Origin of the sequence: Pseudoduganella rhizocola, from assembly GCF_045984285.3 — a bacterium.
In the GTDB taxonomy this organism is placed as follows: domain Bacteria; phylum Pseudomonadota; class Gammaproteobacteria; order Burkholderiales; family Burkholderiaceae_D; genus Rugamonas.
Genome location: NZ_JBJQIK030000010.1, coordinates 101,762 through 125,414, shown reverse-complemented (window position 1 = coordinate 125,414; position 23,653 = coordinate 101,762). Strand labels below are relative to the sequence as shown.

The following is a 23,653-nucleotide window of genomic DNA, read 5'->3' as shown; positions in this document are numbered from 1 at the left end:
TGGCACGAAACATGCAACGGCAGGGGATCGACCTACAGGAGCCCACCATGAGCAATACCGCCCGCATCCTCGCTTTCGCAGGCAGCACCCGCCGCGATTCCAGCAACAAGAAACTGGCGCGCGCCGCCGCCCATGCCGCCGTGGCGGCGCACAGCAGCGTCACCTGGATCGACCTGCGCGACTATCCGCTGCCCCTGTTCGACGCCGACATCGAGGCTCAGGGCCTGCCAGACACCCTGCTGCGGCTGCGCGCCCTGGTGGCGGACCACGACGCACTGATCCTGGCGTCGCCGGAATACAACGGTTTCTTCCCGCCGGTGCTGAAGAACGCGCTGGACTGGCTGTCGCGTCCCGCGCTGGGGCAGGAACGCCATGCTGTATTCAAGGGCTTGCCGGTGCTGCTGCTGTCTGCCGTCGGCGGCAGCAACGGCGGGCTGGCCGGGCTGCAGCAGCTGCGCCAGCAACTGGTCTACCTGAAAGCACGGCCGCATGACCGCCAGTTCCTGCTGCCGCAGGCAGCAGGCGCGTTCGACGCGCATGGGCGGCTCAGCGAAGCCGCACGCAGCGCCGAGCTGGCGGACACCGTTGCACACTTCGCCGGATCGCTGCAGCTGCGCGCGCCCGGCGCAGCTTATGCGTAATCCGGATATGCATGCGTGGCAGTATTCGTTCACGCCGCAGCGCAGCAAGGCTATAGTCGAAGCATGAACCTGACTGCACAACACTTCCCATCCGAGCTGGCCCGCAGTGCGCATCTCGCCAGAGGTGGCGACGCGGAATCCGAACCGCTGGTTGCCTTCAGCGATGCGCCGAAAACCAGTTTGCTGGTGCGTGCCACGGCCTTTGTCTTTGCCGACCCGCGTTCGCGCCAGCTGCACGAGCTGATCGAACGCGTGGCGCCGAGCGAGGCCACCGTGCTGATTACCGGCGAAACCGGCACCGGCAAGGAGCTGATTGCGCGCCACGTGCACGCCCTCAGCAGCCGGAGCAAGGGCAAGTTCGTTGCGATTAACTGCGGCGCCTTCTCCGAGACGCTGATCGAGAGCGAGCTGTTTGGTTATGAGCGGGGCGCCTTTACCGGTGCCGCGCAGGCCAAGGCAGGCTGGTTCGAGACGGCGAATGGCGGCACGCTCTTTCTCGATGAAATCGGCGACCTGCCGATGCCGATGCAGGTGAAGCTGCTGCGCGTGCTGCAGGAAAGGGAAGTGGTGCGCCTCGGCGCGCGCCGTGCGGTGCCGATTGATGTGCGCCTGATGGCTGCGACCAACGTGGACCTGGCGGAAGCTGTGCGGGCAGGGCGCTTTCGCGAGGACCTGTACTACCGGCTGCAGGTGATTTCGCTGCCGCTGCTGCCCCTGCGCGAAAGGCCGGGCGACGTGATGCCGCTGACGCGCCATTTCCTGCACACCTACGCGGAGCGCCTGCACCTTGGCGATATCGAACTGGCGCCGGAAGCGGAGCACGCGCTGCGCCAGTATCCGTGGCCGGGCAATATCCGTGAACTCGAAAACGTAATACATCGTGCGCTGCTTGTATGCCGCAATGGACGGGTGGCGGCGCATGACCTCAGCCTGTCGCCGCTGATGTCCGCCGCGCCGCGCGCCGTGGCGCCGGAAGCGCCTTATGCGGGCTTCGTTCCCGCGCCATCCGCGCCGCCTGCGGCGCCGGAGCCGCTGCCCTCGCTGCGCGAGTCGGACCGCTTCCACGCGGCCTGGCAGGCTTTGCTCGATTCCGGCGAACAGATCACCTTCGAGGCGCTGCAGCTGCAGCTTGTGCTCACGGCATGGGAAAGCAGCGACAGGAACCAGCTGCGCACCGCGCGCTACCTGAATATCAGCCGCAATGTGCTGCGCACCTATCTCAAGAAAGCCGGCGTCCTGAACTGACGCCGGCTTTTTCCTTTCAGGCCGCCGCGCGTGCGTTCTCGCGCAGCAGGTCATGGGCTGCCTTCAGCGGGCGGTGATCGGCCCAGGCCCTCACATCGACGTCGCGGTCCAGGAAGCCGTGCGCCAGCTGGAAGTTCTTCTGGCGCTCGAAGAGGCTGAGGCGTTCTTCCGACAGGTCCGGCGCCAGCGTAGTATGGAAACCGTCGCGGTAAGCGGCAGCCACCGCCTCGTCACCCGCACGGGTTTCGCCTTTCAGGATATTCAGCACTTCTTCCTTGTGCGTTTTTGCCCAGTCGGCCGCACGCAGCGTCTGCGCCAGGAAGCGCACCACCAGGTCGAAGTGATGATCCAGGAAGTGCTGGTGAACTGTGATCGGGCGCGGCGTGCCGTTGTTGACGCGGAAGCGGCGGTCCGGCAGCTGGTCCAGGTCGATGCCCACCACAACGCCTGCGGCGCGCGCCGCATCGGCGGCTGCGGCGCCCTTTACGTACACCGCATCCACCTCGCCGCGCACCAGCGCTTCAATGCCGTGCCAAAGGCTGGCGCCTGGAGCCGAACCGGCAGGGGAGGCCTCGGCATCACCGATTTCCACCAGCGACACATCATCCAGCGACAGCCCCGCGGAAGCGAGCACGCCATGGTAGCCAGCGAGGCTCATGCCGCGCGCGATGCTGCGTCCGCGCTTGTTCTCTTCGATGTCGATGCGGCGGAACACCGGCAGCGCAAGGCGCTTGCCGCGCAGGTCGGCCGGGCGCTTGATGCCGGAGTTGGGGCGGACAAGGATGGACTGCCACTCGTCGATCCAGGTCAGGCCGACCAGGCGCGTATCGGCGCCCTGGGCGCGGGCGGGAAGGGCGAACAGGTTGCCGCCCTCGCGTATCAGCTCCTGCAGCTCGTGGTCGTAATGATGGCGGGCCAGTTCGCCTCCGACTTCCTGCAGCGTTTGCAGTTTGATGCTGTCGCGGGCGAATTCCTCGTCCAGCCAGCCCAGTTTATACGCCAGGCCGGTGGCGGTGGGGACAGGGCAGCGGGTGAACCAGATAGTGTCGATGCTCATGGATGTGCTCTCGGTTGATTGGATAGGCCGGAAATGCCGGGCTGCCCTTCTCCTTGCAGGAAACGTACCTGCTGCAATGCTGGCTTTCGGCCAGCTCGCGGCACGCGTGCTGCTGTTGCGCCAGCATGCGCTGCCCGCTTCCAAGCAGGAAGGCCGGCGCGCATGTGCGCCGGATGCTGGCACGTGTCTTGCGAACCATACGTACGAAGCCGCGCTATCCGGTGCGGCCATTTTCGAATGGAGAATGACATGGCGGAAGCAGAAGCAGCACAAACCATACAACTGAGCGAAGCCACGCTGGCTTTTGCGGAACAGGTGCGCAAGGATGCGCAGCATGCCTTTACGGTACTCCGCGAAACGGGCAGCCTGACGGCCTTCGGCACGGTAGGCTTCGTGGAGCGCGTGCCCGGTGAGGACAAGGTGGTGGTGGTGAATGATCCGGGCCCGTTCCGCAAGGGCGAGGCGCTGGTGGCCACCGTGGTAGGCCTGGACGGCACGGTCTACCAGGGCAACCCGGCCGGCGGCGCGCGTTACCTTAAACTGTTCCGCGAACATGCGGACATCACCTCGATTTCGCATGTTCATTCGCCTTCGCTGGGCGCCTGGGCGCAGACCCACCGCACGCTGCCTATCCGCTACGTGCCCGTGCAGCGATTCCAGCTGGTGCGCGAGATCCCTATCTATATCGACCGCCGCCAGCCGGAGGTGGATTTTATCCTCGGCCAGATCAAGCTGAATACGCACAACACGGCCATCCTGGAAGCGAACGGCGGCGCCACCGTGTGGGGCAAGAAAGGCCTGCTCAAGCTGGCGGAGTTCATCCAGATCCTGGAAGAGGGCGCGAAGATCCAGATCACGGCCGAGGCCATCGGCGGTTCGCGCGACTTCGGTCCCGGCGTGCTGCTCCAGCAATGGAAGATGAGCAACCTGGTGGAAACCGCGCGCTCGCTGTCCCTGCTGCCGGCCAGCGACCTGTAAGTGGCGCGCGATATTGCCGGCGCTGCGGCGGCGCAGGAACTCGCGGCGCCGCACGATAGGGAGGTGCGCCGCTTCCTGATGGGCTTTATCGGCCTGACGCTGCTGTCCGGTCTGACCATCGGCATGAACAAGGTGCTGGCCACCTTGCTTGGGCTGCATCTCCATGTCAGCAACCTGCAACTGGCCATTATCAGCAGCGCGGAGACCATTGCGATGGCGCTCGGCACCCTGCCTGCGGGACGGCTGCTGGCGCGTGGGGATCCTCGCTACTGGTATGGCGGCGTAAGCCTCACGCTGGCCGCGCTGTTCTGCATCCTGCCGCTGCTGCCGGGCTGGCACTGGGTGGCGCTGGCGATGTTCCTCGCGGGCCTGTGCATCTCGCTGCGCATCGTGGCCATGAGCACCGTGTTCCTGCAAAGGCTGCCGCAGCTGGGGCAGGGCAAGGCCGGCTGGTACAAGGGCACGCTGACGCTGGGCATCCAGTTCCTGGGCCCCCTCACGGGCAACTACCTGATCGCCCATCTGGGCCTGCAGGCGGGCTTCCTTGTTTCGGCGGCGGCATTCGCCACGCTGGCGGTGCTGGGCTGGCAGGTGCTGCCAGCGCAAACGGCACAAAGAAAGAACGATGGCGCGCCTGCGCTGCCCTGGCGTGCACTGCTGCGCATACCAGCGGTGCGCATCACCTATTGCTTCGAAATCCTGGCCAGTTTCACCGCTTCCAGCGTCGGCGTGTTCTCGCTGCTGCTGGCGATCCGCGAACTGCACTGGCCGCGCGACCATGCGGTATGGCTGATGGCCGTGCAGGGCCTGAGCTTTGTTGCCGTCCTTCTGGGACTGGGCGGTGCGGTCCTGCGCAGCGTTCATCGCCGCCGCATTTACGGCGCGGCGCACCTGGGCATCATGCTGGCCCTGCTGCTGCTTGGACTGCTGCCTTTTGCACCTGCCTACCTGCTGGCCGCTGGGTTGCTGGGCGCCGGGCTGGGCGTCAATAACCTCGTCAACACTGACCGCATTGCCCGCGCGGCGGTCGACAAGGCGCGCGTGTCCTCGCACCTCACGCTGTTCGCCATGGCGGGGGGCAGTATCGGCGCACTCGTTGCTGGCCGCCTGGCTGACGGCATCGGCCTGCGCAATGTCTTCCTGCTGTGGCTCTGCCCCTGGGCGGCGGCATGGCTGCTGTTCCATCTCAAACCATCAAAGGAGTAAATCATGAGCAAGCATCTCGACACCCTGTGGTACACCCGCTGCCCGGTTCCCACGGGCCTGGGCATCGCCCTGCAGCAGGGCTGGCTGGAGCAGGCCTTCAGAGCGCAATCGACCGGCGTGAAATCGCTGCGCGAATCGGACGACCAGGCCGTACGCGAATCGCACTTCGACCACACCCTGCAGAATTCGGTACGCCACGGCGGCAATATCCCTGCCATCTGGGCACGTGCGGCGGGCCGCGAAACCCGCGTGATCGGCCTGTCGTGGGCGGATGAAACGCAGCGCATCCTCACCTTGCCCGGCAGCGGCATCCGTACCGTGCGCGACCTGAAAGGCCGCCGTTTCGGCCTGCCGAAATGGGTGAAGGCGCAAATCGATTTCGCCCGTGCGCAGGCCATCCGCGGCCTGGAAAACGCGCTGCGGCTGGAGGGCCTTGAGGTCAGCGATGTGGAGCTGGTGGACTTCGTCATCGAAAACGGCCAGAGCGAAGCGCCTGCGGAGCGGGTTGCCGGCACCAATGTCTTTGGCGGCAATCGCCGTGGCGGACAGGCGGCGGAGCTGGTGGGCCTGCTGCGCGGCGAGGTGGACGCCATCTTCCTCAAGGGCGCGAGCGCTGCCCATCTGGCGCAGCTGTTCGGCCTGCACACGGTGATCGATACCGGTATCCATCCTGAACCGCTGGTGCGCGCCAACAACGGCACGCCGCGCACGCTCACCGTCGACGCTCATCTGATCGATAACCACTTCGAAGCGGCGGTTGAAATCGTCAGCCAGGTGCTGAAGGCCGAGGCATGGGCGCACGTGAACCCTGATGATACGCGGCGCTTCCTGGCGCGTGAATCGAACAGCAGCGAATACTGGGTGAATGCAGCCTATGGCGGGGATGCGCACCTGCGCCTGAATACCTCGCTGAGCGAAGCGAATATCGCAGGCCTGCAGGACTTCAGCGACTTCCTGCTGCGCTGGAAGTTCCTGCCTGCGGCGGTGGACGTGCGCGCCTGGGTGGACGCGCGGCCATTCGAGGCAGCGCTCGCGCGCCAGCCGAAGGCGGCCTGAGTCCTCTCAGAAGGCAGCCGCCAGGGTCTGCAGGCTGGCGCGTACCGTGTCGGCAGGCACCTGGCTGTAGCCCAGCACCAGGCCGTTCCAGTGCTGGCTGCGCAGGCCGGAAACGTGCGTGCTCAGGGCCGCGGCGGAAATTCCGCGCGCCAGGGCCCGGGCGCTGATCTCCGCGTCGTTCCATGAGGGATCGGTGAATTGCAGCGCGAGGTGCATGCCGGTACTGGCGCCATGCACCGTGCAAAGGTCCCCCAGCTCGCGTTCGATGGCCTCCAGCAGCGCATCGCGCCGTTCGCGGTAGAGGTGGCGCATGCGGCGCAGGTGCATCATGAAATGGCCCTCACGGATGAAGACGGCCAGCGCCTCCTGTTCCGCCACGCGGCCATGATGCGGCATGCGCGCCAGCGTTGCGCGCAAGGGCGCCGCCAGGTTTGCGGGCACCACCATGAAGGCGGTGCGCATGCCGGGGAACATGCTCTTGCTGAAGGTGCCGAGATAGATCACCGGTGCGTCCGGCTCCAGCCCCTGCATCGCCGGTAGCGGCGGGCCGTCATGCCGGAACTCCGAGTCGTAGTCGTCCTCGATGATCAGGGCGCCCGCCTCGCGCGCCCGCGCCAGCAGCGCAATGCGGCGCGGAAGGCCCAGCACGCCGCCGCAGGGATACTGGTGCGAAGGGCTCGTGTAAATCAGGCGCGGCGGCGCGCGCTTCCAGTCCCTCACAGTGGGAGCAAGGCCTTCTTCATCCACCGCAATGCCCACCGTGCGCAGCTGGGCGGCGCGGAATGCGGCCAGCGCGCCCGAGTAGCCGGGGTTTTCGATCCACGCGGTCTGCCCGGCATCGGCCAGGGCGCGGGCGCACAGCTCAAGGCTGGCTTGCGTGCTGGTGGTGACGATGACCTGCCCGGCATCGCAGCGCAGGCCGCGCGAGGCGCACAGGTATTCCGCCAGCGCGTGGCGCAAGGCCGGCTGGCCTGCCGCATCGGCATAATCCAGCTGGGCGGGCACGATGTGACGCCAGGCGCGGTCGATCAGGCGGCGCCACAGCTGGAGCGGAAATTCATCCAGGGCGGGAACGCCGGGCGCAAAGGCGGTGGCCAGCACCCCGGCCGGTGGCAGGCTGCGCAGCGCAGCGGTGCGGCGCGATAGCGCAGCCTGTGCGGCCGGCGCGGCATCCGGCTTGCCGCCCGGTGCGCCAAGGCGGGCCACCACACTGCCGCGCCGCGTCGCTTCCATCAGGCCTTCCGCCGAGAGCTGGTCGTAGGCATACAGCACCGTATTGCGCGCAGCGCCCAGTTCGGCCGCGAGTTCGCGGCTGGACAGCAGCCGGGTACCGGCACCGAGCCGCCCGCTGAGGATCGCATTGCGCAGGCAGGCATGGATCACGCGCTGGCGCGGCCAGCCCGAGACCTCCTGCTGGCGTTCGAAGTCGCCGAGAAGGATGGCGTAGTCCATGGCTTGTAGTCCTATCACTTTGTGTACTTGTGGTACTTCCTATGGTACCACCGTGCTTCTATAGTGGGCGGACTTTGAAGGAGGGTCTCTATGCATTTCAGGAAATGGCTTCCCATGATGGCGCTGGCCGCCTCGGCGGGCGGCGCGGCGGCTGCGGACTGCTGCAATGTGATTGAACTGCGCCAGTACATCAACTATCCCGGCACCCGGGAAGCGCTGGCCAGCCTGTTTGAGGAGCGCTTCGTCGAGTCGCAGGAAGCTGTGGGCATCCGGGTGCTGGCCACCTTCCGCGATATCAATGATCCGGACCGCTTTACCTGGGTACGGGGTTTCCCGGGCATGGAAGCGCGCAAGAAGGCGCTGACGGATTTTTATTTCGGTCCGCTGTGGCAGGCGAACCGCAGCGCCGCCAATGCCACGTTGTACGACAACGACAATGTGCTGCTGCTGCGCCCGGCGTCGCCAGGCAGCGGCTTTGCATACGACCCGGCGCGCCGTGCGGCCTATGGCGCCGCGCCGCCGGGCAGCTTTGTGGCGGCGAACATCTACCATTTCGGCCAGGAGGTGCCGCCGCAATTCGTTGAGCATTTCAACCGCGAGCTGATGCCGCTGTTCGAAAGACACGGCGCCCGCATCGTGGCGCGGCTGGTCTCCGAAAAGAGCCGCAATACCTTCGAACAGCTGCCGGTGCGCGAGGATGCCAACGTATTCGTCTGGTTCGCCCGCTTCGACGACCGCGCCGCTTATGAGCGCTTCCAGCAGTCGCTGGGACAGGACCTGCGCTGGCGCGGCGAGCTGTTCGCCGCGCTGTACAAGTCCCTGGCGCGTCCACCCGAAGTGCTGATGCTGGCGCCTACCGGCCGCTCGCTGCTGAAGTAGGCCTCAGGCAGTCAGCAGCTTCAGGCAGCCCACGCCCGCCATCAGCAGTGCCACGCCCGCCAGGCGCACCGCATGCACCGGCTGGCGTGGCAGCCGCAGCATGCCGTAGTGGTCCACGGCGATGGAACAGAGCTGCTGTCCCGCGATGGTGAGCCCGACTGCCGCCGCCGCGCCCAGGCGGGGCAGGGCGGTGAACACCGTGGTCACGTAGAAGGCGCCAGACAGGGCGCCCATCCATCCCCACCACGGCATGCCAGCCAGCCCGGCGCCATTCTGCCGCTTGAGCCTTCCTGTGGCGAACAGCACGGCCAGTACCGCGAGCATGGCCAGCGTCGCAACGGCGAAGCTGATTGCGCCCACGGTCAATGGTGCACCCAGCCCGCGCAGCAGCAGGGCATTCACGGCGCCCTGCACCGGCAGCACGGCGCCGGCCAGCACCGCGAGCGCCAGCCATTGCATGCCAGTCCGCGCCGGTGAGGCGCTGCCCGGTTTCGCCTGCCCGCGCACGATCATCGCCGCGCCGGCAAGCACGGTCACGGTGCCGGCCAGCGTGATGCCTGACAGCCCGCGCGCGCTGCCTGCGTCGAGTGTCACGGAAGCCAGCATCTGGCCCGCAATGAAGAGGCCTATCGTCTTCACGGCGCCGAGCCGTGGAAACAGCGCGATACCGGCCATCACATAAAACGCGCTCGCCACGCCTGCCGATGCGTGCCACCAGGGCAGCGACGGCAGCCGCGCAATGGCTGGCAACTGCCCCATCGCAGCGGCTGCGGCCAGCAGCAGGACCGTGGCGGCAAACAGCTGCATGGTGGTGGCGAGGAAGGGACTGCCAACCGCCTTGCTCAGCTGCGCATTGGCGGCAGCCTGCAAAGGCAGCATGGCGCCTGCCGCGAGCGTGAGGATTACAAGTACGGGTTCCATAGTCATGTTCCTATCCACATGGTCTTGCAGGTTTCGAGTCAATAACAGGGCCAATGTAGTTTGTGCTTTAATGTTCATCAATTCTCAAAACATGCGGAAGGGTTGAGCATTAATGCACAAGTCGAACTGGGAAGACCTGCGCTATTTCCTGGCCGTTGCGGAAACCGGGTCGCTGTCCGCTGCCGCCAAGCGGCTCGGCCTCACGCATTCCACCGTGATGCGCCGCATGGAGGCGCTGGAGAAGCGCCTTGAAGTGCGCCTGTTCGAGCGCTTTCAGACAGGCTATGTGCTGACGGCGGCGGGCCTGCGGCTACAGGAGCAGCTTGCGCCGCTGGCCCTGCAGCTGTCCGCGGCGGAACGCCAGCTGGGAGGGCAGGATGCGGCGCTCAGCGGCCAGGTAACGCTGACCACCACCGACACGCTGCTGCATGGCGTGCTGGCTCCGCTGCTGGCCGCCTTCCGCGAGGAGTATCCCGGCATCAGCCTGCAGGTAACAGTCAACAACCACTTCCTGAACCTGACGCGGCGCGAAGCCGATATTGCGGTCCGCCCCTCCAACAAGCCGCCGGACGACCTGGTCGGCACGCAGGTAGGCGTGCTGCGCACGGCGCCGTATGCAACGGCCGGCTGGCTGGCGCGGCAAACCGCGGTATCGATCCAGGAACTGGACTGGGTGGCGCCGGACGAAGCGCTGCGGCACCTGGAGCAGGCGCGCTGGGTGGACGCGCATATTCCGCCGGAACGGGTGGCCTGCCGCCTCGACAGCCTGCACGCAATGGTGGAAGCCGTGGCGGCGGGCATGGGCGTCGGCATGCTGCTTTGCCTGCTGGGCGACGCGCGCGCCGGGCTGGTGCGGCTGGCGGAGCCTTTGCCCGCGCTTGACACACGGGTGTGGGTGCTGACCCATCCCGACCTGCGCAAGGTGCAGCGCGTAAAGGCGCTGGGCGATTTCCTGAAGCAGCACCTGCGCGAACGCCTTGCTTGACGCTGCGGCCCCGCTGCCATATTGTTGCTGGATGAGCACCCCGATACCCCGCTTGCCGCCCATGAGCGCAGCCATCCTGCTGCGTGCGCTGCTGAAGAAGCCGCAGGGCGGGGGAGGGGAGCTGCAGACGGTGTTCATCGCAGAACCCATCGACAGGCTGCTCCTTGCGCGCTACCGTGCCGCCTTCGGCTTTAGCGGCCAAGCGGTTCCGCTCACTTACTACTACCTCGCCGTGCAGCGTGCGCATCTCGCCACAATGCTGCGCAAGGACTTCCCCTTCCGCATTGCGGGCATGGTGCACGTGTCGAACGCATTACAGGAACTCGCGCGGCTTGCGCCAGGCTCTTACACGCTGCATACCCGGGTGAGCATCGAGCCGCCGACCGCGCGCGGGGCGCACTACTGCGAATATCTTACCGACGCGGTGCAGGATGGCGTGACCGTGTTCCGCTGCAGCAGCCGATATCTCGCCGTGCGCGGCAGGGCGCGCGAGTCCGCGCCTGTGGAAGTGCCGCCGGCATCGGTGGGCGAAGCCGCCGGTACGTGGCGCATCGCTGCAGATGAGGGCCGCCGCTACGCCATGCTGTCCGGCGACTGGAATCCCATCCACCTGTGGTTCTGGAGCGCGCGGCTGATGGGACTTCCGGGACCGATCATCCACGGCATGCATACGCTGGCCAAATCCTGCGCGCTGCTGGAGCAGGCGACCGGCGAACATGTGCGCAGGCTGGAAGGCCGCTTCCGGTCGCCGGTGCCGCTCGGCGCGTCGCTGGCAATGAGCCTTGATGCAAAAAACGGTATATTTAGCGTCGCCAGCGCGGGCAGGACGGCGCTTGAAGGCAGCTTTGACCTCGACCCAACGAACCCATGACGATAAAAATCATCCCCGCGCTTCTCGGCCTGCTGCTCGCATCCAGCGTCCATGCAGAACAGTTCAATGTTCTTCTCTTCACCAAAACCGTTGGCTGGCACCACGACTCAACCCACGCAGCTGTCACGGCGGTGCAGGAGCTCGGCAAGCTGCACGACTTTGGCGTGTTCTGGACCGAGGACGCAGGCCGCGTGTTCAACGACAAGGAGCTGGCAAAGTACAAGGCCGTGATCTTCGCCGTGACCACCGGCGACGTATTGAACGAGCAGCAGCAGGCGGCCTTCGAGCGCTATATCAGGGCGGGCGGCGGCTACGTAGGCATCCATAGCGCTTCCGATACCGAGTATGACTGGGACTGGTACACGCGCCTTGTCGGCCATATGTTCAGGATTCACCCCGCCGTGCAGACGGCCGTGCTGAAAGTGGAAGACCGCAATTTCCCCGGGATGGAGCGCTTCGCACCGCGCTCGCTGGCGACCGAGGAATGGTATGAGTTCGGACCTGCGCGCTCGGACAAGCTGAAATACCTGCTGTCCGTCGACGAAAGCACCTACGATCCGAAGACCAAATGGCCGGACCGCGAAGGCAAGGGCATGGGCGCTTTCCACCCCATCAGTTGGTACCAGAACTATGATGGCGGCCGCTCCTTTTACACCGCGCTCGGCCACCTGCCGGGCACCTACAGCGACTCCGTGTTCCGCCACCACCTGTACGGCGGCATTTACTGGGCGGCTACCGGCCGTGGGTTCAAGGCAGACTGAATGGACCAGATATCACTGCCCGGCGGCGACAATGCAAACGAAGACCTGATCGCCAGCTGGCACAAGGACGGCATCACCGACATCGTGATCCTCGATGGCGGCACCTCGGTGGCCGACCGCGCTTATGTGGATGAGGTGAATGGCGATGCCGCGTGGATGGTGGGCCAGTTCGCACGCGCGCTCGAAGTGCACGCGGCGCCGGGGCGTGCGCAGGACGCCAGCTTGATACTGGCCCTGAAAGACGTGCATGCCGCCTTCCTCGAACGAACGCAGGGCATCGATGTGCCGCTGCATGCCTGGCCCGTTGGCGCCATGAGCTGGGTGCGTATCCGGGAGGACCGCAAGCTGGGAGCGTACTGCATCGGCGATTGCGAGCTGCTGCTGCGCCATGCGGACGGCAGGATCGAACACCTCAATTACTGGGTTAATCCGCAGGAAGCGGTGTTGCGCGACGCCGTGGCGCAGCTGACGGCTGCCGGCATCACGGACGGCGCGGAGCGCAAGAAGGCATTGCTGCCGATGCTGCGGGCGCGGCGCGAGTGGATGAATACGACCGACGTGCCGCCTGCGCTGTGCATTGCACCCGGCGGGACCTTCGTTGCGCGCAGCGCGGCGCTGCAGATTGAAAGCGGCGCCATGCTCTTGGGGATGACGGATGGCTTCTACCGTCTGGTCGAAAACTACGGTCTTTATACAGACGACGGATTGTTCGATCTGTGCTCCAGGGGAGGCCTGGCAGAAGCAGGGCGCATCCTGCGTGCCCACGAGAACGCGCTGGCCTCCGGCGCCGCGCTGGCGGTCAAGAACGCTGACGACGCCTCCGCCTTTAGTTTCCAGTTCTAAACAATTGCTTTTTAATCGGTGGCTCGGCGCCCCCGTCAGACCCCGATTAAGAAATTTTTTCTGATTTGTATTAGAATGATCGTTCATTCTAATATTGGTCTGCCAAAATTTATGAAAACGACGCCCCGAATTCTTCTTCTTGCCTGCGCTGCGGCCCTGGCTGCTGGTTGTCATTCTTCTAAGGAAGCGCCAGCGGGCGCCGCCGCGCGGCCGGCGCCGCAGGTCGGTATTTATTCCGTGAAGCCGGAGGCGCTGGCGGTGAATACCGAGCTGCCCGGCCGCACCTCGCCTTACCAGGTGGCCGAAGTGCGGCCCCAGGTCGGCGGCATCGTGCAAAAACGCCTGTTCACCGAAGGCGCGGACGTGACGGCGGGTATGCAGCTGTACCAGATCGATCCGGCCACCTACCAGGCTGCCTGGAACTCGGCCAAGGCTGCGCTGGCGCGTGCCGAAGCGAACCTGCTCACCAGCGGCCCGAAAGTGAAGCGCTACAAGGAACTGGTGGAGATCGAAGGCGTGAGCCGCCAGGATTATGACGACGCCGTGGCAGCGCATGCCCAGGCGACGGCGGACGTGGAGTCCGCCCGCGCCGCGCTGGAAACCGCGCGCATCAACCTGCAGTACACCAAGGTCAGTGCGCCGATCTCCGGCCGCATCAGCCGCTCCAACGTCACCCCGGGCGCGCTGGTGACGGCGGGCCAGGCCGCCACGCTCACCACCGTGCAGCAGCTGGATCCGATCTATGTGGACGTAACCCAGTCGGCCGAGGAAATGCTGCGCCTGAAGCGCCAGTTTGAAGGCAAGTCCGGCGCCCAGGCCAAGGTCACGCTGAAGCTGGCCGATGGCAGCAGCTATGCGCAGCAGGGCAAGCTGCAGTTTGCCGATGCCAGCGTCGATCCCGGCACCGGCAATGTCACGCTGCGCGCACTGTTCCCGAACCCGAAGCACGATCTGCTGCCCGGCATGTTCGTGCGCGCCATCGTGGAGAACGGCGTGGACCAGCAGGCCATCGCCGTGCCGCAGCAGGGCGTTACCCGTAATCCGAAAGGCGAGGCGACGGCGCTGGTGCTGAACGATAAAGGCATCGTCGAGCAGCGCGTGCTCGTCACCGGCGGCACGCTGGGCGACCGCTGGCTGGTGAAGTCCGGCCTTGCCGCAGGCGACCGCGTCATCGTGGAAGGCGTGCAGAAGGTGAAGCCGGGCGCACCGGCCACCGTTGCGCCGCCTGTCGCGGCTACCGCATCCGCCGCTGGATCAGCCACTAAACCAGCCGCGCACTAAGCAGGAGATTCATTCATGGCACGATTTTTCATTGACCGGCCCATCTTCGCGTGGGTGGTCGCCATCGTCATCATGCTCGCGGGTGTGATTTCGATTCTTGGCCTGCCCATCTCGCAGTATCCGAGCATTGCGCCGCCTTCGATTTCGATCAGCGGTTCCTATCCCGGCGCCTCGGCGAAGACGGTGGAAGACGCCGTCACGCAGGTGATCGAACAGAAGATGAAGGGCATCGATGGCCTGCGCTATATGGCCTCCAGCTCCGATTCGACCGGCGGCATCAACATCACGCTGACCTTCCGCAGCGGCACCAATCCGGACATCGCGCAGGTACAGGTGCAGAACAAGCTGCAGCTGGCAACGCCGCTGCTGCCTTCCGCCGTTACGCAGCAAGGCCTCGTGGTGTCGAAAGCCACCAAGAACTTCCTCATGGTGCTTGGCTTCGTTTCCGAAGACGGCAGCATGAACAACGCCGACCTGGGCGACTATGTGGCGGCCAATGTGCTGGACCCGCTGTCGCGCGTGGAAGGCGTTGGCGATGTGACCCTGTTCGGCTCCCAGTACGCGATGCGTATCTGGCTCGACCCGGCCAAACTGCAAAGCTACCAGCTCACGCCGAGCGATGTGATTGCCGCCGTGCAGGCACAGAATGCCGAAGTGTCGGCCGGTGAACTCGGCGGCGCGCCCGCCGCGCCGGGCCAGCAGCTGAATGCCACCGTGACCGCACAGAGCCGCCTGCAAACCGCAGAACAGTTTGGCGCCATCCTGCTCAAGACTACCAGCAGCGGCGCTACCGTGCACCTGCGCGACGTGGCGAAGATGGAACTCGGCCGTGAGAACTACAACACGGTGGCGCGTTTCAACGGCAAGCCTGCCACCGGCCTTGCGATCAAGCTGGCCACCGGCGCCAATGCGCTGGATACCGCCGAAGCGGTGAAGGTGCGCGTGGACCAGATGAGCAAACAGTTCCCGCAGGGGATGAAGGCGGTCGTCGCTTTCGACACCACGCCTTTCGTGAAGCTGTCGATCGAGGAAGTGGTGAAGACGCTGGCCGAAGCCGTGGTGCTGGTCTTCCTCGTGATGTACCTGTTCCTGCAGAACTTCCGCGCCACGCTGATTCCGACCATGGCGGTGCCGGTGGTGCTGCTCGGTACCTTCGCCATCCTGTCCGCACTGGGCTACTCGATCAATACGCTGACCATGTTCGCTATGGTGCTCGCCATCGGCCTGCTGGTGGACGATGCCATTGTGGTGGTGGAGAACGTTGAGCGCGTGATGACGGAGGAGGGGCTTTCGCCGAAAGAAGCAACGCGCAAGTCCATGGGCCAGATCTCCGGCGCCCTGGTGGGTATCGCCCTGGTGCTGTCCGCCGTGTTCGTGCCGATGGCCTTCTTCGGCGGCTCCACCGGCGTGATCTACCGCCAGTTCTCCATCACCATCGTGTCGGCCATGGTGCTGTCGGTGCTGGTGGCGATGGTGTTCACGCCTGCGCTGTGCGCTACCTTCCTCAAGCCGGTGGAGGAGGGTCATCACCTGAGTAATCGGGGCTTCTTCGGCTGGTTCAACCGCAATTTCGAGCGCAGCACCGACAAGTACCAGGGCTGGGTGGGCAATATGATCCGCCGCAGCAGCCGTTCGATGATCGTTTATGCCGTGCTGCTGGCCGTGCTGGCGGTGGTGTTCATGCGCCTGCCGACTTCCTTCCTGCCGGAAGAAGACCAGGGCGTGCTGTTCTCGCAGATCCAGCTGCCGACCGGCGCGACACAGGAACGCACGCTGAAAACCATCGAACAGGTGGAGCAGCACTTCCTGACGAAGGAGAAGCAGAACGTGGCTTCCGTGTTTGCCGTCGCGGGCTTCTCCTTCGGCGGCAGCGGCCAGAATGCCGGTATCGCTTTCGTGAAGCTGAAGGACTGGGCCGAGCGTCCCGGCGCGGAGAACCGTGCCAGCGCCATCGTGGGCCGCGCCATGGGCGCCTTCTCGCAGCTGCGTGATGCCATGGTGTTCGCCTTTGCGCCGCCGGCCGTTCTGGAACTCGGTAATGCCAGCGGCTTCGATTTGCAGCTACAGGACCAGGGCGGCGTGGGCCACGAGGCGCTGATGGCGGCACGTAACCAGCTGCTGGGCATGGCCTCGAAGAACCCTTTGATGGTGGGCGTGCGCCCGAACGGGCAGGACGACACCCCGCAGTACAAGATCACCGTGGACCAGCAGCGTGCTGCTGCGCTGGGCTTGTCGCTGGCGGAAGTGAACCGCGTGCTGAGCGTGGGCTGGGGTTCGGCCTATGTGAACGACTTTGTGGACCGTGGCCGCGTGAAGAAGGTCTTCATGCAAGGACAGGCCGATTCGCGCATGGTGCCGGAAGACCTGAACAAGTGGTTCGTGCGGAATAGCGCGGGCGAGATGGTGCCGTTCTCCGCCTTCGCCAGCGGCCAGTGGATCTACGCGTCGCCGCGCCTGGAACGCTACAACGGCCTGTCTTCGATGGAGGTGCTGGGCGTGCCCGCACCAGGCGTGAGCTCGGGCGCCGCCATGGCGGAAGTGGAAAAGATGGTGGCCCAGCTGCCGCCGGGTATCGGCTTCGAGTGGACCGGCCTGTCGATGGAAGAACGCGAATCCGGTTCGCAGACGCCAACGCTGTATGCGATCTCGCTGCTGATCGTCTTCCTCTGCCTCGCCGCGCTGTATGAAAGCTGGTCGGTGCCGTTCTCGGTGCTGCTGGTGGTGCCGCTGGGCGTGATCGGTACGGTGCTGGCAACCTGGGGCTTCCACCTGGCGAACGACGTCTACTTCCAGGTCGGCCTGCTGACCGTGGTGGGGCTGTCGGCCAAGAACGCCATCCTGATTGTGGAATTCGCGAAGGAACTGCAGGAGTCCGGCATGGCGCTGCGTGACGCAACGCTGCAGGCGGTACGCCTGCGCCTGCGCCCCATCCTGATGACCTCCATCGCATTCGGTCTCGGCGTGCTGCCGCTGGCAATTGCCAGCGGAGCCGGTTCCGGCAGCCAGAACGCCATTGGCGTAGGCGTGCTGGGCGGGATGCTGACGGCCACCTTCCTCGGCATCTTCTTCGTGCCGGTGTTCTTCGTGCTGGTGCGCGGCTGGTTCTCGCGGCCGCAGCCTGCCAGCGCACTCGTAAAGGAAACGCATTGATGAACAAATCACTCTTCGCTGCCGTACTGGCGATGCCGATGCTGCTCGCGGGCTGCAACCTGGCGCCGGTCTACAAGCAGCCCGCCGCGCCCGTGAGCGCGCAATGGCCGCAAGGCGATGCTTACGGCGTCGGCGGCAAGCGCGAAAGCAGCGCCGCCGCCGATATCGCCTGGCGCGATTTCATCCAGGATGAGCGCCTGCGCAAGCTGATCGCGCTCGCACTGGAAAACAACCGCGACCTGCGCGTATCGGTGCTGAATATCGAACGCGCCCGCGCCGAATATGGCGTGGCGCGCGCCCAGCAGCTGCCGCAGTTGGGCGCCACGGCGAGCCAGACGGCGAACCGGGTGCCGGATGCGCTGGCGCCGAACGGCCAGGCCACCATCAACCGCCAGTACAGCGCGGGCCTCGGCATCTCCGCCTTCGAGCTGGATTTGTTCGGCAAGGTGCGCAACCAGTCCGAAGCCGGGCTGCAGCAGTATTTCGGCACGCAGGAAGCGCGGCGCGCGCAGCAGATCAGCCTCGTGGCCGAAGTGGCGAACGCCTGGCTCACGCTGGCGGCCGACCAGGAACGCCTGCGCCTCGCCCAGGACACGCTGAAAAGCCAGCAGATCAGCTATGAGCTGAGCAAGCGCCGTTTCGATGCGGGCGCCACCTCCGGCCTCGATATGTATGAAGCGCAGACCAGCGTGGAAGCGGCGCGCAGCGATATGGCGCTGTACACCGCGCAGGTGGCGGCGGACCGCAACGCGCTGACCTTGCTGGCCGGCGTCGAGGTGCCGCCGGAGCTGCTGCCGCAAGGCGCGCTGGTCTCCGTCACCGGCATGGCGGCACTGCCGGAAGGGCTGCCTTCCGACGTGCTGGTGCGCCGTCCGGACGTGCTGGCGGCGGAACGTTCGCTGCAGGCTGCATCGGCCAATATCGGCGTGGCGCGCGCGGCCTTCTTCCCCAGCATTTCGCTGACGGCGTCGGCCGGCAGCGCGAGCGGCGCCCTGTCAGGCCTGTTCAAGGCGGGCAGCGGCGCGTGGAGCTTTGTGCCGCAGATGACGCTGCCGATCTTCACCGCAGGTGCCAACCAGGCGCGGCTCGGCGTGGCGCAGGCGGACCGCGATATCGCCGTGGCGCAGTACGAGAAGGCGATCCAGTCGGCGTTCCGCGAAGTGGCCGACGCGCTGGCGCAGCGCGGCACGCTGGGCGAACGCGTGGCCTCGCAGGCGGCGTTGGCGCAGGCTTCGGAAAAGAGCTACCGCATCCACGAGGCGCGCTACCAGAAGGGCGCCGAGTCCTACCTGAACGCGCTGGTGTCGCAGCGCGCACTGTACACGGCGCAGCAAGGCCTGATCGGCGCAAGGCTGGCGCAGGCCAGCAACCAGGTCACGCTGTATAAGGTCCTGGGTGGCGGCTGGCAGTAGGCGCGGATTGACAAACCGGGCCGGCTTGCCCAAAGTACGGCCTGACCCCATGCACGAACCAGGCACGAGAGAGCGATGAGCACCACGGAAAAACGCCGCAAGGATCCCGACAAAGCAGCCGACCGGCGCCGCCAGGTGCTGGAGGCGGCAGCCTCCTGTTTCGGCCGCAGCGGCTTCCATGGCGCCAGCATGTCCGAAATCTCGAAGGCGGCAGGCATGAGCGCGGGCCATATCTACAACTACTTCGACAGCAAGGATGCGATCATCGCCGCCTTCGTCGAAGACAATGTGGCGCGCGTGTTTGAACTGCTGGCCAACCTGGGCGAGCAGCCTGACATCCTGCAGGCGATGGTGGAGGATCTGCCGCGCAGCATCCGCGAAAATATGGGGCGGGATGCCTGGGCGCTGCAGTTCGAGATCTCGGCCGAAGCTACCCGCAATCCGGCGATTGCGGCCGTGGTCACCGATGCCGACCGCCGCACGCGCAACCATTTCCGCACCATCCTCAGTGCAGGCCGCGCGCAGCATGGCCTGGCGGTAGACGACGCCACCATCGAGGGCCGCAGCGAGACGATCATCGCGCTGATCCAGGGCCTGCATGCCCGTGCACTGCACAATCCCGGCCTCAGCGAAGCCGCCATTCTCGACTCGTATATTTTCGCCATCCGCGGCCTGCTTTACAGCTGATTTTCTCAAGCTGTTGACAGGCCGGAAGTCTGTCCTATATTATCTATCTACCGATAGATAGATAAGGAATGAAAAATGAAATTGTATGAACGCCCTGGCTTCCCCAATCCCGCCCGCATTCACATCGTCCTTGCGGCGAAAGGACTGGCGGACCGGGTAGAGAATGTAAGCGTCGACCTGATCGGCGCTGAGCATAAACAGCCCGCATACCGCAGCCGCAATCCACTTGCTGTGCTGCCTGCGCTTGAACTGGATGACGGCACGGTGCTGGCAGAATGCACCGCAATTACCGAATACCTGGACAATCTTGACGGTAAGCCGCTGCTGACCGGCCGTACCGCGCGGGAAAAAGGCCAGATCCACATGATGCAGCGCCGCGCGGAATCCGAACTGCTGGACGCGGTCGGACATTATTTTCATCATGCGACGTCCGGCCTGGGCGCCGACCTGCAAGCCCATAAAAGTCCGGAATGGGGCGGCCGCAAGGAGTGGGGCGAGCGGGAAGGGCGGCGCGCGGTCGAAGGCATGCGCTACTTCGATGCGGTGCTGCGCACGCAGCCGTATGTGGCGGGCGATACATTCTCGATGGCGGACATCACCGTGTTCGCCGGCCTGATGTTCGCCGGGGCGGCAGGACTTGCCATGCCTGACGATCTGGATGCCCTGAAAGCCTGGCAGGACCGGGTGTCAGCCCTGCCGGCGGTAGCGCAGCGCGGCAGCCAGTCCTTCGTGGCGGAAGACCTGAAGCGGCTTGGTTTCTGAGCTGATCAGCTGAACAGGCCTGCCAGCCGGTAGGCCTCGACGATGCTGTCGAACAGCTTGACGTCGCCGCGGCTGCGCGCCACCAGCTGGGCGCCTTCCATGGCAGCGAAAATGGCCGCAGCGCGCGAACGCGCCTGCGGCTTTGCCATGTCCGGGCGGCGTTCCATCAGCAGGCGGCTCAGCCAGGCCACATTGGCGTCGTTGAAGCCCTTTACCTCCACCCGCACTTCCTCAGGCAAGTCGCCGGTTTCGGCGGCCATGATGCCGCACAGGCACATGCGGTTGTCGTCCACCAGCGCCGCGCGGAAGATTTTGCTGTACTCCACGATGAGCGATTCGATGCTGCCTTCCGCGGCCGCCAGCATGTCCAGGTGCGCCACGCCTTCTTCCGTATAGCGCCGCGCAAGCGCCGCAGCCAGGTTGCCCTTGGTCGGAAAGTGGTAATGCACGCTTGCGCTCTTGATGCCAACCAGGTCCGCCAGGTCGCGGAAGCTCAGCGCGTTATAGCCGCGCGCCTGCACCATGCGGCGCGCAGTCGCCATGATCATTTCGCGGGTATCGGTGGGGGTGCTCAAAACTGCTCCTCGCGGAAAACCATGATTATACCTATCGGTTGATAGACAGGTGCTTGACATTTGGATGTCGATTGAGCTCTAATTGGATTTCAATCAACATCTAAATGAGGCCATCATGAGCAGTAAGCGATATCTTGTCACCGGCGCCACCGGCCACACCGGCGGTTACACCTGCAGGGAGCTGTTGAAAAAGGGGGAGGCGGTACGGGCACTGGTGCATCGGGAGGACGAGAGGGCCGCGCAGCTGCGCGCGGCCGGGGCCGAAGTTGTTGTCGGCGATCTGCTCGATCTCGATTTTGTGCGCGGCGCGCTGGAAGGCATAACGGGCGCCTATTTCATTTATCCGATCCGGCCGGAGCTGATCGAAGCGACCGCCTATTTCGCCCAGGCGGCGGGCGAAGCGGGAGTGCAGGCAGTGGTCAACATGTCGCAGATATCGGCGCGCCGCGTTTCAAAGAGCAATGCAGCGCGCAATCACTGGATTGCCGAACGCGTGTTCGACTGGTCCGGCGTACCCGTTACGCATATCCGCCCCACCTACTTTGCGGAATGGCTGCTGTATCCGCATGTGCGGCAGGCGATCCGCGAGCAAGGCGTCATCAAACTGCCGTTCGGCGAAGGCAGGCACGCACCCATTGCGGCGCAAGACCAGGGCCGGACCATTGCAGCCATTTTGGCCGACCCGCTGCCGCACCGGGGCAAGACCTATGTGCTGAACGGCCCGAAGGAGATGAATGAACATGAGATCGCGGCCGCCGTCGGCGAAGTGCTGGGAAAGGAAGTGCGCTATGAGCCGATTTCAATTTCCGAGTACAGGGAACGCCTGGCGGAAAGCGGCCTTTGGCCGCATATCATCCAGCACCTGGTCGAGGTGGGCATCGACTGCCAGAACGGCGTGTTTGAAGGGAGCGACCAGGTGATCGAAGCGCTGACCGGTACGCCGCCGATGACGGTGCAGCAGTTCGTGCAGGCGCACCGGGCCGCTTTCGATTAATCGCCCGGAACCTGGGCGCCAAGGTGCTGGCGCATTGCCTTGAGCAGCTCATTCGAGAGCTGCTCGCCGGCTGCCAGCCGCGCCAGCATCAACGCTCCCACCATGCCGGACAAGGCCACCATGGCGCTGCGGCGGGCCTCGGCATGGCCGCTGGCGGGATTCTGTTGCGCAAACAGCGCCACCATGCGTTCGATGCCCTCGCTGGCGGTCGCTTGCAATGCCCCACCCGAGCGGCCGAGTTCTGCGCCCAGGGCCGCAAATGGGCAACCCCGCTGCGGCGTATCGCGGTGTGCCGCGGACAGGTAGCTGTCAATGGCGCCGTGCAGCGGCACCGTGCCGCGATGGGCGGCGCCGGCATCGCGCATCGCGCTTTCAATTTGCCCGATGGCGTGCGCACAGGCTTCCGCTGCTACCTGTTCCTTCGAATCGAAATGCTTGTAAAAGCCGCCGTGGGTGAGTCCAGCGCCCGCCATCAGCGCAGTGAGGCCGGTACCGGCGATGCCCGCCTGCCGGAATTCCTCGGATGCCGCGGCCACAATGCGTTCACGGGTTTCCGCAGCTTCAATTCTCGACTTTCTCATGGTGCTCCAGGGTGAAGGCGGTATGCCATTGAATTTAGATGTTACATGATCTCTAAATCCAGCGCACGGTGCCAGTGCCCGGAGCCGCCCTCCTACAAGATGCCGGGCGCTTCGGCTACATACGCGCGCCGCAGGGCGCGTTAGGATCAAATGGCCAAAATCAGGAGTGAAAAAATGAGCAAGCCAAGCGCCAACCCCCGCCTCAATACCTGGACCGCGACCGTGGTGCGGTCCGGCCTCTACCTGCAGGCAGTCGCCGGCACACAGGAAGCGGCGCGCTACCTGACACAGGAGGGCATTTCGCCCGCCGTCATCCAGCGTGTGCTGGGCGGCAAGGGCGCCCGCCGCTCGGACGATGTGGCGCGCAGCGATGTGCTGCAGTCGGGCGCATGAGTTCCTGTCCTACAGCAACACCAGAGCCTTTCCGATGCCCATCAGCCCGGATGAATGGCAAGATGTGACCGTAGCGTGAGAGGGGCATATGACGGCGGCACGGAAAATTCTGATCATCGATGACAACAAGGACGCGGCGGACCTGCTGCGCGACCTGGTCAGCATCTATGGCCACGAAGCCGTAGTGGCCTATGGCGGACGCCAGGGGCTGGAGGCTGCCGAAACGGTACAGCCGGAGGTGGCTTTCGTCGATATCGGCATGCCGGACATGGATGGCTATGCCGTGGCACGGGCTCTGCGCCGCACCGCCCACGGCGCGAAAATGCGCCTGATCGCGCTCACCGCCTGGACCGACCGCCAGACCCACGAACTGGTGCGGGCTGCCGGTTTCGATGTGCATCTTGGCAAACCGGCAAGCCTGGATACCGTGATGGCCCACCTGGCCTGACGCCCGCGCACGATTGAAATCCGGCCGGTGCTTTCAATTTGGCAATAATGTTAGACTGCAGCCCGCATGAATTAGCAAGTGGGTAGACACGTGACGCAAGGCTCGACCATTGCCGATGACGTCAGGCGTTTCGTCCTGACATCGGTACCGTCCGTTCCCTTTGTGGAGGGAATGTTGTTGCTGCGTGCCGATCCGGCAGTGCGGTGGACGGCGCTCGGACTGGCCAAGCGGCTCTACATCAGCGACAAGCTGGCGGCGCAGCTGCTGCAGGAACTGCGCGACAGCGGCATCGCGCGCCAGCTGGATGGCGAAAACTATCACTTTGCCCCCTCCAGTCCCGAGCTGGAGGCTGTACTGGGCCAGCTGGCCGGGGCATACTCCCGGTCACTGGTCGAAATTACCAATCTTATTCATTCCCGTACCTCCAGGAAGGCACAGCGCCTGGTGGACGCTTTCGAGTGGCGGAAAGGTTAAC

The 23,653-nt window shown here is 65.1% G+C and carries 24 protein-coding genes; 19 read left to right on the top strand and 5 right to left on the bottom strand.

Annotation, left to right across the window (positions count from 1 at the left end):
* The first annotated feature begins 47 nt into the window (after positions 1-47).
* Positions 48-641 (top strand): NADPH-dependent FMN reductase, encoded by a 594-nt coding sequence (locus tag ACJRPG_RS20345; RefSeq protein WP_408001942.1) that lies wholly within the window; start codon positions 48-50, stop codon positions 639-641.
* 63 nt (positions 642-704) lie between these two features.
* Positions 705-1,886, top strand: coding sequence for a sigma-54 interaction domain-containing protein (locus ACJRPG_RS20340; RefSeq protein ID WP_408001941.1), 1,182 nt, complete (start codon positions 705-707; stop codon positions 1,884-1,886).
* A gap of 16 nt (positions 1,887-1,902) precedes the next feature.
* Here ACJRPG_RS20340 and ACJRPG_RS20335 read toward each other — a convergent pair whose 3' ends face one another.
* On the bottom strand, positions 1,903-2,943 hold the full coding sequence (locus ACJRPG_RS20335) for an ABC transporter substrate-binding protein (protein ID WP_408001940.1): 1,041 nt from the start codon (positions 2,941-2,943) through the stop codon (positions 1,903-1,905).
* A gap of 249 nt (positions 2,944-3,192) precedes the next feature.
* Between ACJRPG_RS20335 and ACJRPG_RS20330 the strand changes: the two genes are divergently transcribed.
* The 3 genes from ACJRPG_RS20330 to ACJRPG_RS20320 are packed head-to-tail and all read left to right on the top strand — an operon-like array spanning position 3,193 to position 6,183.
* Positions 3,193-3,921, top strand: coding sequence for a class II aldolase/adducin family protein (locus ACJRPG_RS20330; RefSeq protein ID WP_408001939.1), 729 nt, complete (start codon positions 3,193-3,195; stop codon positions 3,919-3,921).
* On the top strand, positions 3,922-5,127 hold the full coding sequence (locus tag ACJRPG_RS20325; protein WP_408001938.1) for an MFS transporter: 1,206 nt from the start codon (positions 3,922-3,924) through the stop codon (positions 5,125-5,127). It begins immediately after the preceding gene.
* A 3-nt stretch (positions 5,128-5,130) separates the two neighbouring features.
* Complete coding sequence (locus ACJRPG_RS20320) at positions 5,131-6,183, top strand: ABC transporter substrate-binding protein (RefSeq protein WP_408001937.1); 1,053 nt, start codon at positions 5,131-5,133, stop codon at positions 6,181-6,183.
* 6 nt (positions 6,184-6,189) lie between these two features.
* On the opposite strand, the gene pdxR is transcribed toward ACJRPG_RS20320, so the two are convergent.
* On the bottom strand, positions 6,190-7,635 hold the full coding sequence (pdxR, locus tag ACJRPG_RS20315; protein WP_408001936.1) for a MocR-like pyridoxine biosynthesis transcription factor PdxR: 1,446 nt from the start codon (positions 7,633-7,635) through the stop codon (positions 6,190-6,192).
* 90 nt (positions 7,636-7,725) lie between these two features.
* Between pdxR and ACJRPG_RS20310 the strand changes: the two genes are divergently transcribed.
* Positions 7,726-8,514, top strand: a complete 789-nt coding sequence (locus ACJRPG_RS20310; protein ID WP_408001935.1) for an NIPSNAP family protein — start codon at positions 7,726-7,728, stop codon at positions 8,512-8,514.
* 3 nt (positions 8,515-8,517) lie between these two features.
* Here the strand turns inward: ACJRPG_RS20310 and ACJRPG_RS20305 are convergent, their stop codons facing one another.
* Positions 8,518-9,435, bottom strand: coding sequence for a DMT family transporter (locus ACJRPG_RS20305; RefSeq protein ID WP_408001934.1), 918 nt, complete (start codon positions 9,433-9,435; stop codon positions 8,518-8,520).
* A 112-nt stretch (positions 9,436-9,547) separates the two neighbouring features.
* Between ACJRPG_RS20305 and ACJRPG_RS20300 the strand changes: the two genes are divergently transcribed.
* From ACJRPG_RS20300 to ACJRPG_RS20260, 9 genes are all read left to right on the top strand, one after another.
* Positions 9,548-10,420 carry a LysR family transcriptional regulator gene (locus ACJRPG_RS20300; RefSeq protein ID WP_408001933.1) on the top strand — a complete coding sequence of 291 codons (873 nt, stop codon included), beginning with the start codon at positions 9,548-9,550 and terminating at the stop codon, positions 10,418-10,420.
* Positions 10,421-10,481: 61 nt separating this feature from the next.
* Positions 10,482-11,291 (top strand): MaoC/PaaZ C-terminal domain-containing protein, encoded by an 810-nt coding sequence (locus ACJRPG_RS20295; protein ID WP_408001932.1) that lies wholly within the window; start codon positions 10,482-10,484, stop codon positions 11,289-11,291.
* A complete protein-coding gene (locus ACJRPG_RS20290; protein ID WP_408001931.1) occupies positions 11,288-12,052 on the top strand; it encodes a ThuA domain-containing protein in 765 nt (254 codons plus the stop codon). Before ACJRPG_RS20295 ends, ACJRPG_RS20290 begins: the two co-directional genes overlap by 4 nt.
* The gene (locus ACJRPG_RS20285; RefSeq protein WP_408001930.1) at positions 12,053-12,895 is read left to right on the top strand and encodes a hypothetical protein; all 843 of its coding nucleotides are present in this window, start codon (positions 12,053-12,055) and stop codon (positions 12,893-12,895) included.
* Positions 12,896-13,006: 111 nt separating this feature from the next.
* Complete coding sequence (locus tag ACJRPG_RS20280) at positions 13,007-14,176, top strand: efflux RND transporter periplasmic adaptor subunit (RefSeq protein ID WP_408001929.1); 1,170 nt, start codon at positions 13,007-13,009, stop codon at positions 14,174-14,176.
* A 15-nt stretch (positions 14,177-14,191) separates the two neighbouring features.
* Entirely contained in the window at positions 14,192-17,326 is a 3,135-nt protein-coding gene (locus ACJRPG_RS20275; RefSeq protein ID WP_408001928.1) for an efflux RND transporter permease subunit, read from the top strand.
* A complete protein-coding gene (locus tag ACJRPG_RS20270; protein WP_408001927.1) occupies positions 17,326-18,738 on the top strand; it encodes an efflux transporter outer membrane subunit in 1,413 nt (470 codons plus the stop codon). The genes ACJRPG_RS20275 and ACJRPG_RS20270 overlap by 1 nt, the downstream gene beginning before the upstream one ends.
* A 75-nt stretch (positions 18,739-18,813) precedes the next feature.
* Positions 18,814-19,425, top strand: coding sequence for a TetR/AcrR family transcriptional regulator (locus ACJRPG_RS20265; RefSeq protein WP_408001926.1), 612 nt, complete (start codon positions 18,814-18,816; stop codon positions 19,423-19,425).
* 75 nt (positions 19,426-19,500) lie between these two features.
* A complete protein-coding gene (locus ACJRPG_RS20260; RefSeq protein WP_408001925.1) occupies positions 19,501-20,187 on the top strand; it encodes a glutathione S-transferase in 687 nt (228 codons plus the stop codon).
* Positions 20,188-20,192: 5 nt separating this feature from the next.
* Here the strand turns inward: ACJRPG_RS20260 and ACJRPG_RS20255 are convergent, their stop codons facing one another.
* A complete protein-coding gene (locus tag ACJRPG_RS20255; protein WP_408001924.1) occupies positions 20,193-20,762 on the bottom strand; it encodes a TetR/AcrR family transcriptional regulator in 570 nt (189 codons plus the stop codon).
* A gap of 115 nt (positions 20,763-20,877) precedes the next feature.
* On the opposite strand from ACJRPG_RS20255, the gene ACJRPG_RS20250 reads away from it, so the two are divergent.
* Positions 20,878-21,756, top strand: coding sequence for an NmrA family NAD(P)-binding protein (locus ACJRPG_RS20250; RefSeq protein WP_408001923.1), 879 nt, complete (start codon positions 20,878-20,880; stop codon positions 21,754-21,756).
* On the opposite strand, the gene ACJRPG_RS20245 is transcribed toward ACJRPG_RS20250, so the two are convergent.
* Positions 21,753-22,337, bottom strand: a complete 585-nt coding sequence (locus tag ACJRPG_RS20245; RefSeq protein WP_408001922.1) for a TetR/AcrR family transcriptional regulator — start codon at positions 22,335-22,337, stop codon at positions 21,753-21,755. The genes ACJRPG_RS20250 and ACJRPG_RS20245 overlap by 4 nt on opposite strands.
* 174 nt (positions 22,338-22,511) lie before the next feature.
* Here ACJRPG_RS20245 and ACJRPG_RS20240 point away from each other — a divergent pair, with 174 nt between their 5' ends.
* The 3 genes from ACJRPG_RS20240 (at position 22,512) to ACJRPG_RS20230 (ending at position 23,652) form a co-directional block, all read left to right on the top strand.
* On the top strand, positions 22,512-22,730 hold the full coding sequence (locus ACJRPG_RS20240; RefSeq protein ID WP_408001921.1) for a hypothetical protein: 219 nt from the start codon (positions 22,512-22,514) through the stop codon (positions 22,728-22,730).
* 88 nt (positions 22,731-22,818) lie between these two features.
* Positions 22,819-23,178, top strand: coding sequence for a response regulator (locus tag ACJRPG_RS20235; RefSeq protein WP_408001920.1), 360 nt, complete (start codon positions 22,819-22,821; stop codon positions 23,176-23,178).
* A gap of 171 nt (positions 23,179-23,349) precedes the next feature.
* Positions 23,350-23,652, top strand: coding sequence for a hypothetical protein (locus ACJRPG_RS20230; RefSeq protein WP_408001919.1), 303 nt, complete (start codon positions 23,350-23,352; stop codon positions 23,650-23,652).
* Position 23,653 lies beyond the last annotated feature (1 nt).

What these genes read in the sequence shown, in the direction of transcription:
- ACJRPG_RS20345 (WP_408001942.1), top strand. Translation starts at nt 48, where the DNA reads ATGAGCAATACCGCCCGCATCCTCGCTTTCGCAGGCAGCACCCGCCGC.
- ACJRPG_RS20340 (WP_408001941.1), top strand. Translation starts at nt 705, where the DNA reads ATGAACCTGACTGCACAACACTTCCCATCCGAGCTGGCCCGCAGTGCG.
- ACJRPG_RS20335 (WP_408001940.1), bottom strand. Translation starts at nt 2,943, where the DNA reads ATGAGCATCGACACTATCTGGTTCACCCGCTGCCCTGTCCCCACCGCC.
- ACJRPG_RS20330 (WP_408001939.1), top strand. Translation starts at nt 3,193, where the DNA reads ATGGCGGAAGCAGAAGCAGCACAAACCATACAACTGAGCGAAGCCACG.
- ACJRPG_RS20320 (WP_408001937.1), top strand. Translation starts at nt 5,131, where the DNA reads ATGAGCAAGCATCTCGACACCCTGTGGTACACCCGCTGCCCGGTTCCC.
- pdxR (WP_408001936.1), bottom strand. Translation starts at nt 7,635, where the DNA reads ATGGACTACGCCATCCTTCTCGGCGACTTCGAACGCCAGCAGGAGGTC.
- ACJRPG_RS20310 (WP_408001935.1), top strand. Translation starts at nt 7,726, where the DNA reads ATGCATTTCAGGAAATGGCTTCCCATGATGGCGCTGGCCGCCTCGGCG.
- ACJRPG_RS20305 (WP_408001934.1), bottom strand. Translation starts at nt 9,435, where the DNA reads ATGGAACCCGTACTTGTAATCCTCACGCTCGCGGCAGGCGCCATGCTG.
- ACJRPG_RS20300 (WP_408001933.1), top strand. Translation starts at nt 9,548, where the DNA reads ATGCACAAGTCGAACTGGGAAGACCTGCGCTATTTCCTGGCCGTTGCG.
- ACJRPG_RS20295 (WP_408001932.1), top strand. Translation starts at nt 10,482, where the DNA reads ATGAGCGCAGCCATCCTGCTGCGTGCGCTGCTGAAGAAGCCGCAGGGC.
- ACJRPG_RS20290 (WP_408001931.1), top strand. Translation starts at nt 11,288, where the DNA reads ATGACGATAAAAATCATCCCCGCGCTTCTCGGCCTGCTGCTCGCATCC.
- ACJRPG_RS20285 (WP_408001930.1), top strand. Translation starts at nt 12,053, where the DNA reads ATGGACCAGATATCACTGCCCGGCGGCGACAATGCAAACGAAGACCTG.
- ACJRPG_RS20280 (WP_408001929.1), top strand. Translation starts at nt 13,007, where the DNA reads ATGAAAACGACGCCCCGAATTCTTCTTCTTGCCTGCGCTGCGGCCCTG.
- ACJRPG_RS20275 (WP_408001928.1), top strand. Translation starts at nt 14,192, where the DNA reads ATGGCACGATTTTTCATTGACCGGCCCATCTTCGCGTGGGTGGTCGCC.
- ACJRPG_RS20270 (WP_408001927.1), top strand. Translation starts at nt 17,326, where the DNA reads ATGAACAAATCACTCTTCGCTGCCGTACTGGCGATGCCGATGCTGCTC.
- ACJRPG_RS20265 (WP_408001926.1), top strand. Translation starts at nt 18,814, where the DNA reads ATGAGCACCACGGAAAAACGCCGCAAGGATCCCGACAAAGCAGCCGAC.
- ACJRPG_RS20260 (WP_408001925.1), top strand. Translation starts at nt 19,501, where the DNA reads ATGAAATTGTATGAACGCCCTGGCTTCCCCAATCCCGCCCGCATTCAC.
- ACJRPG_RS20250 (WP_408001923.1), top strand. Translation starts at nt 20,878, where the DNA reads ATGAGCAGTAAGCGATATCTTGTCACCGGCGCCACCGGCCACACCGGC.
- ACJRPG_RS20245 (WP_408001922.1), bottom strand. Translation starts at nt 22,337, where the DNA reads ATGAGAAAGTCGAGAATTGAAGCTGCGGAAACCCGTGAACGCATTGTG.
- ACJRPG_RS20240 (WP_408001921.1), top strand. Translation starts at nt 22,512, where the DNA reads ATGAGCAAGCCAAGCGCCAACCCCCGCCTCAATACCTGGACCGCGACC.
- ACJRPG_RS20235 (WP_408001920.1), top strand. Translation starts at nt 22,819, where the DNA reads ATGACGGCGGCACGGAAAATTCTGATCATCGATGACAACAAGGACGCG.
- ACJRPG_RS20230 (WP_408001919.1), top strand. Translation starts at nt 23,350, where the DNA reads ATGTTGTTGCTGCGTGCCGATCCGGCAGTGCGGTGGACGGCGCTCGGA.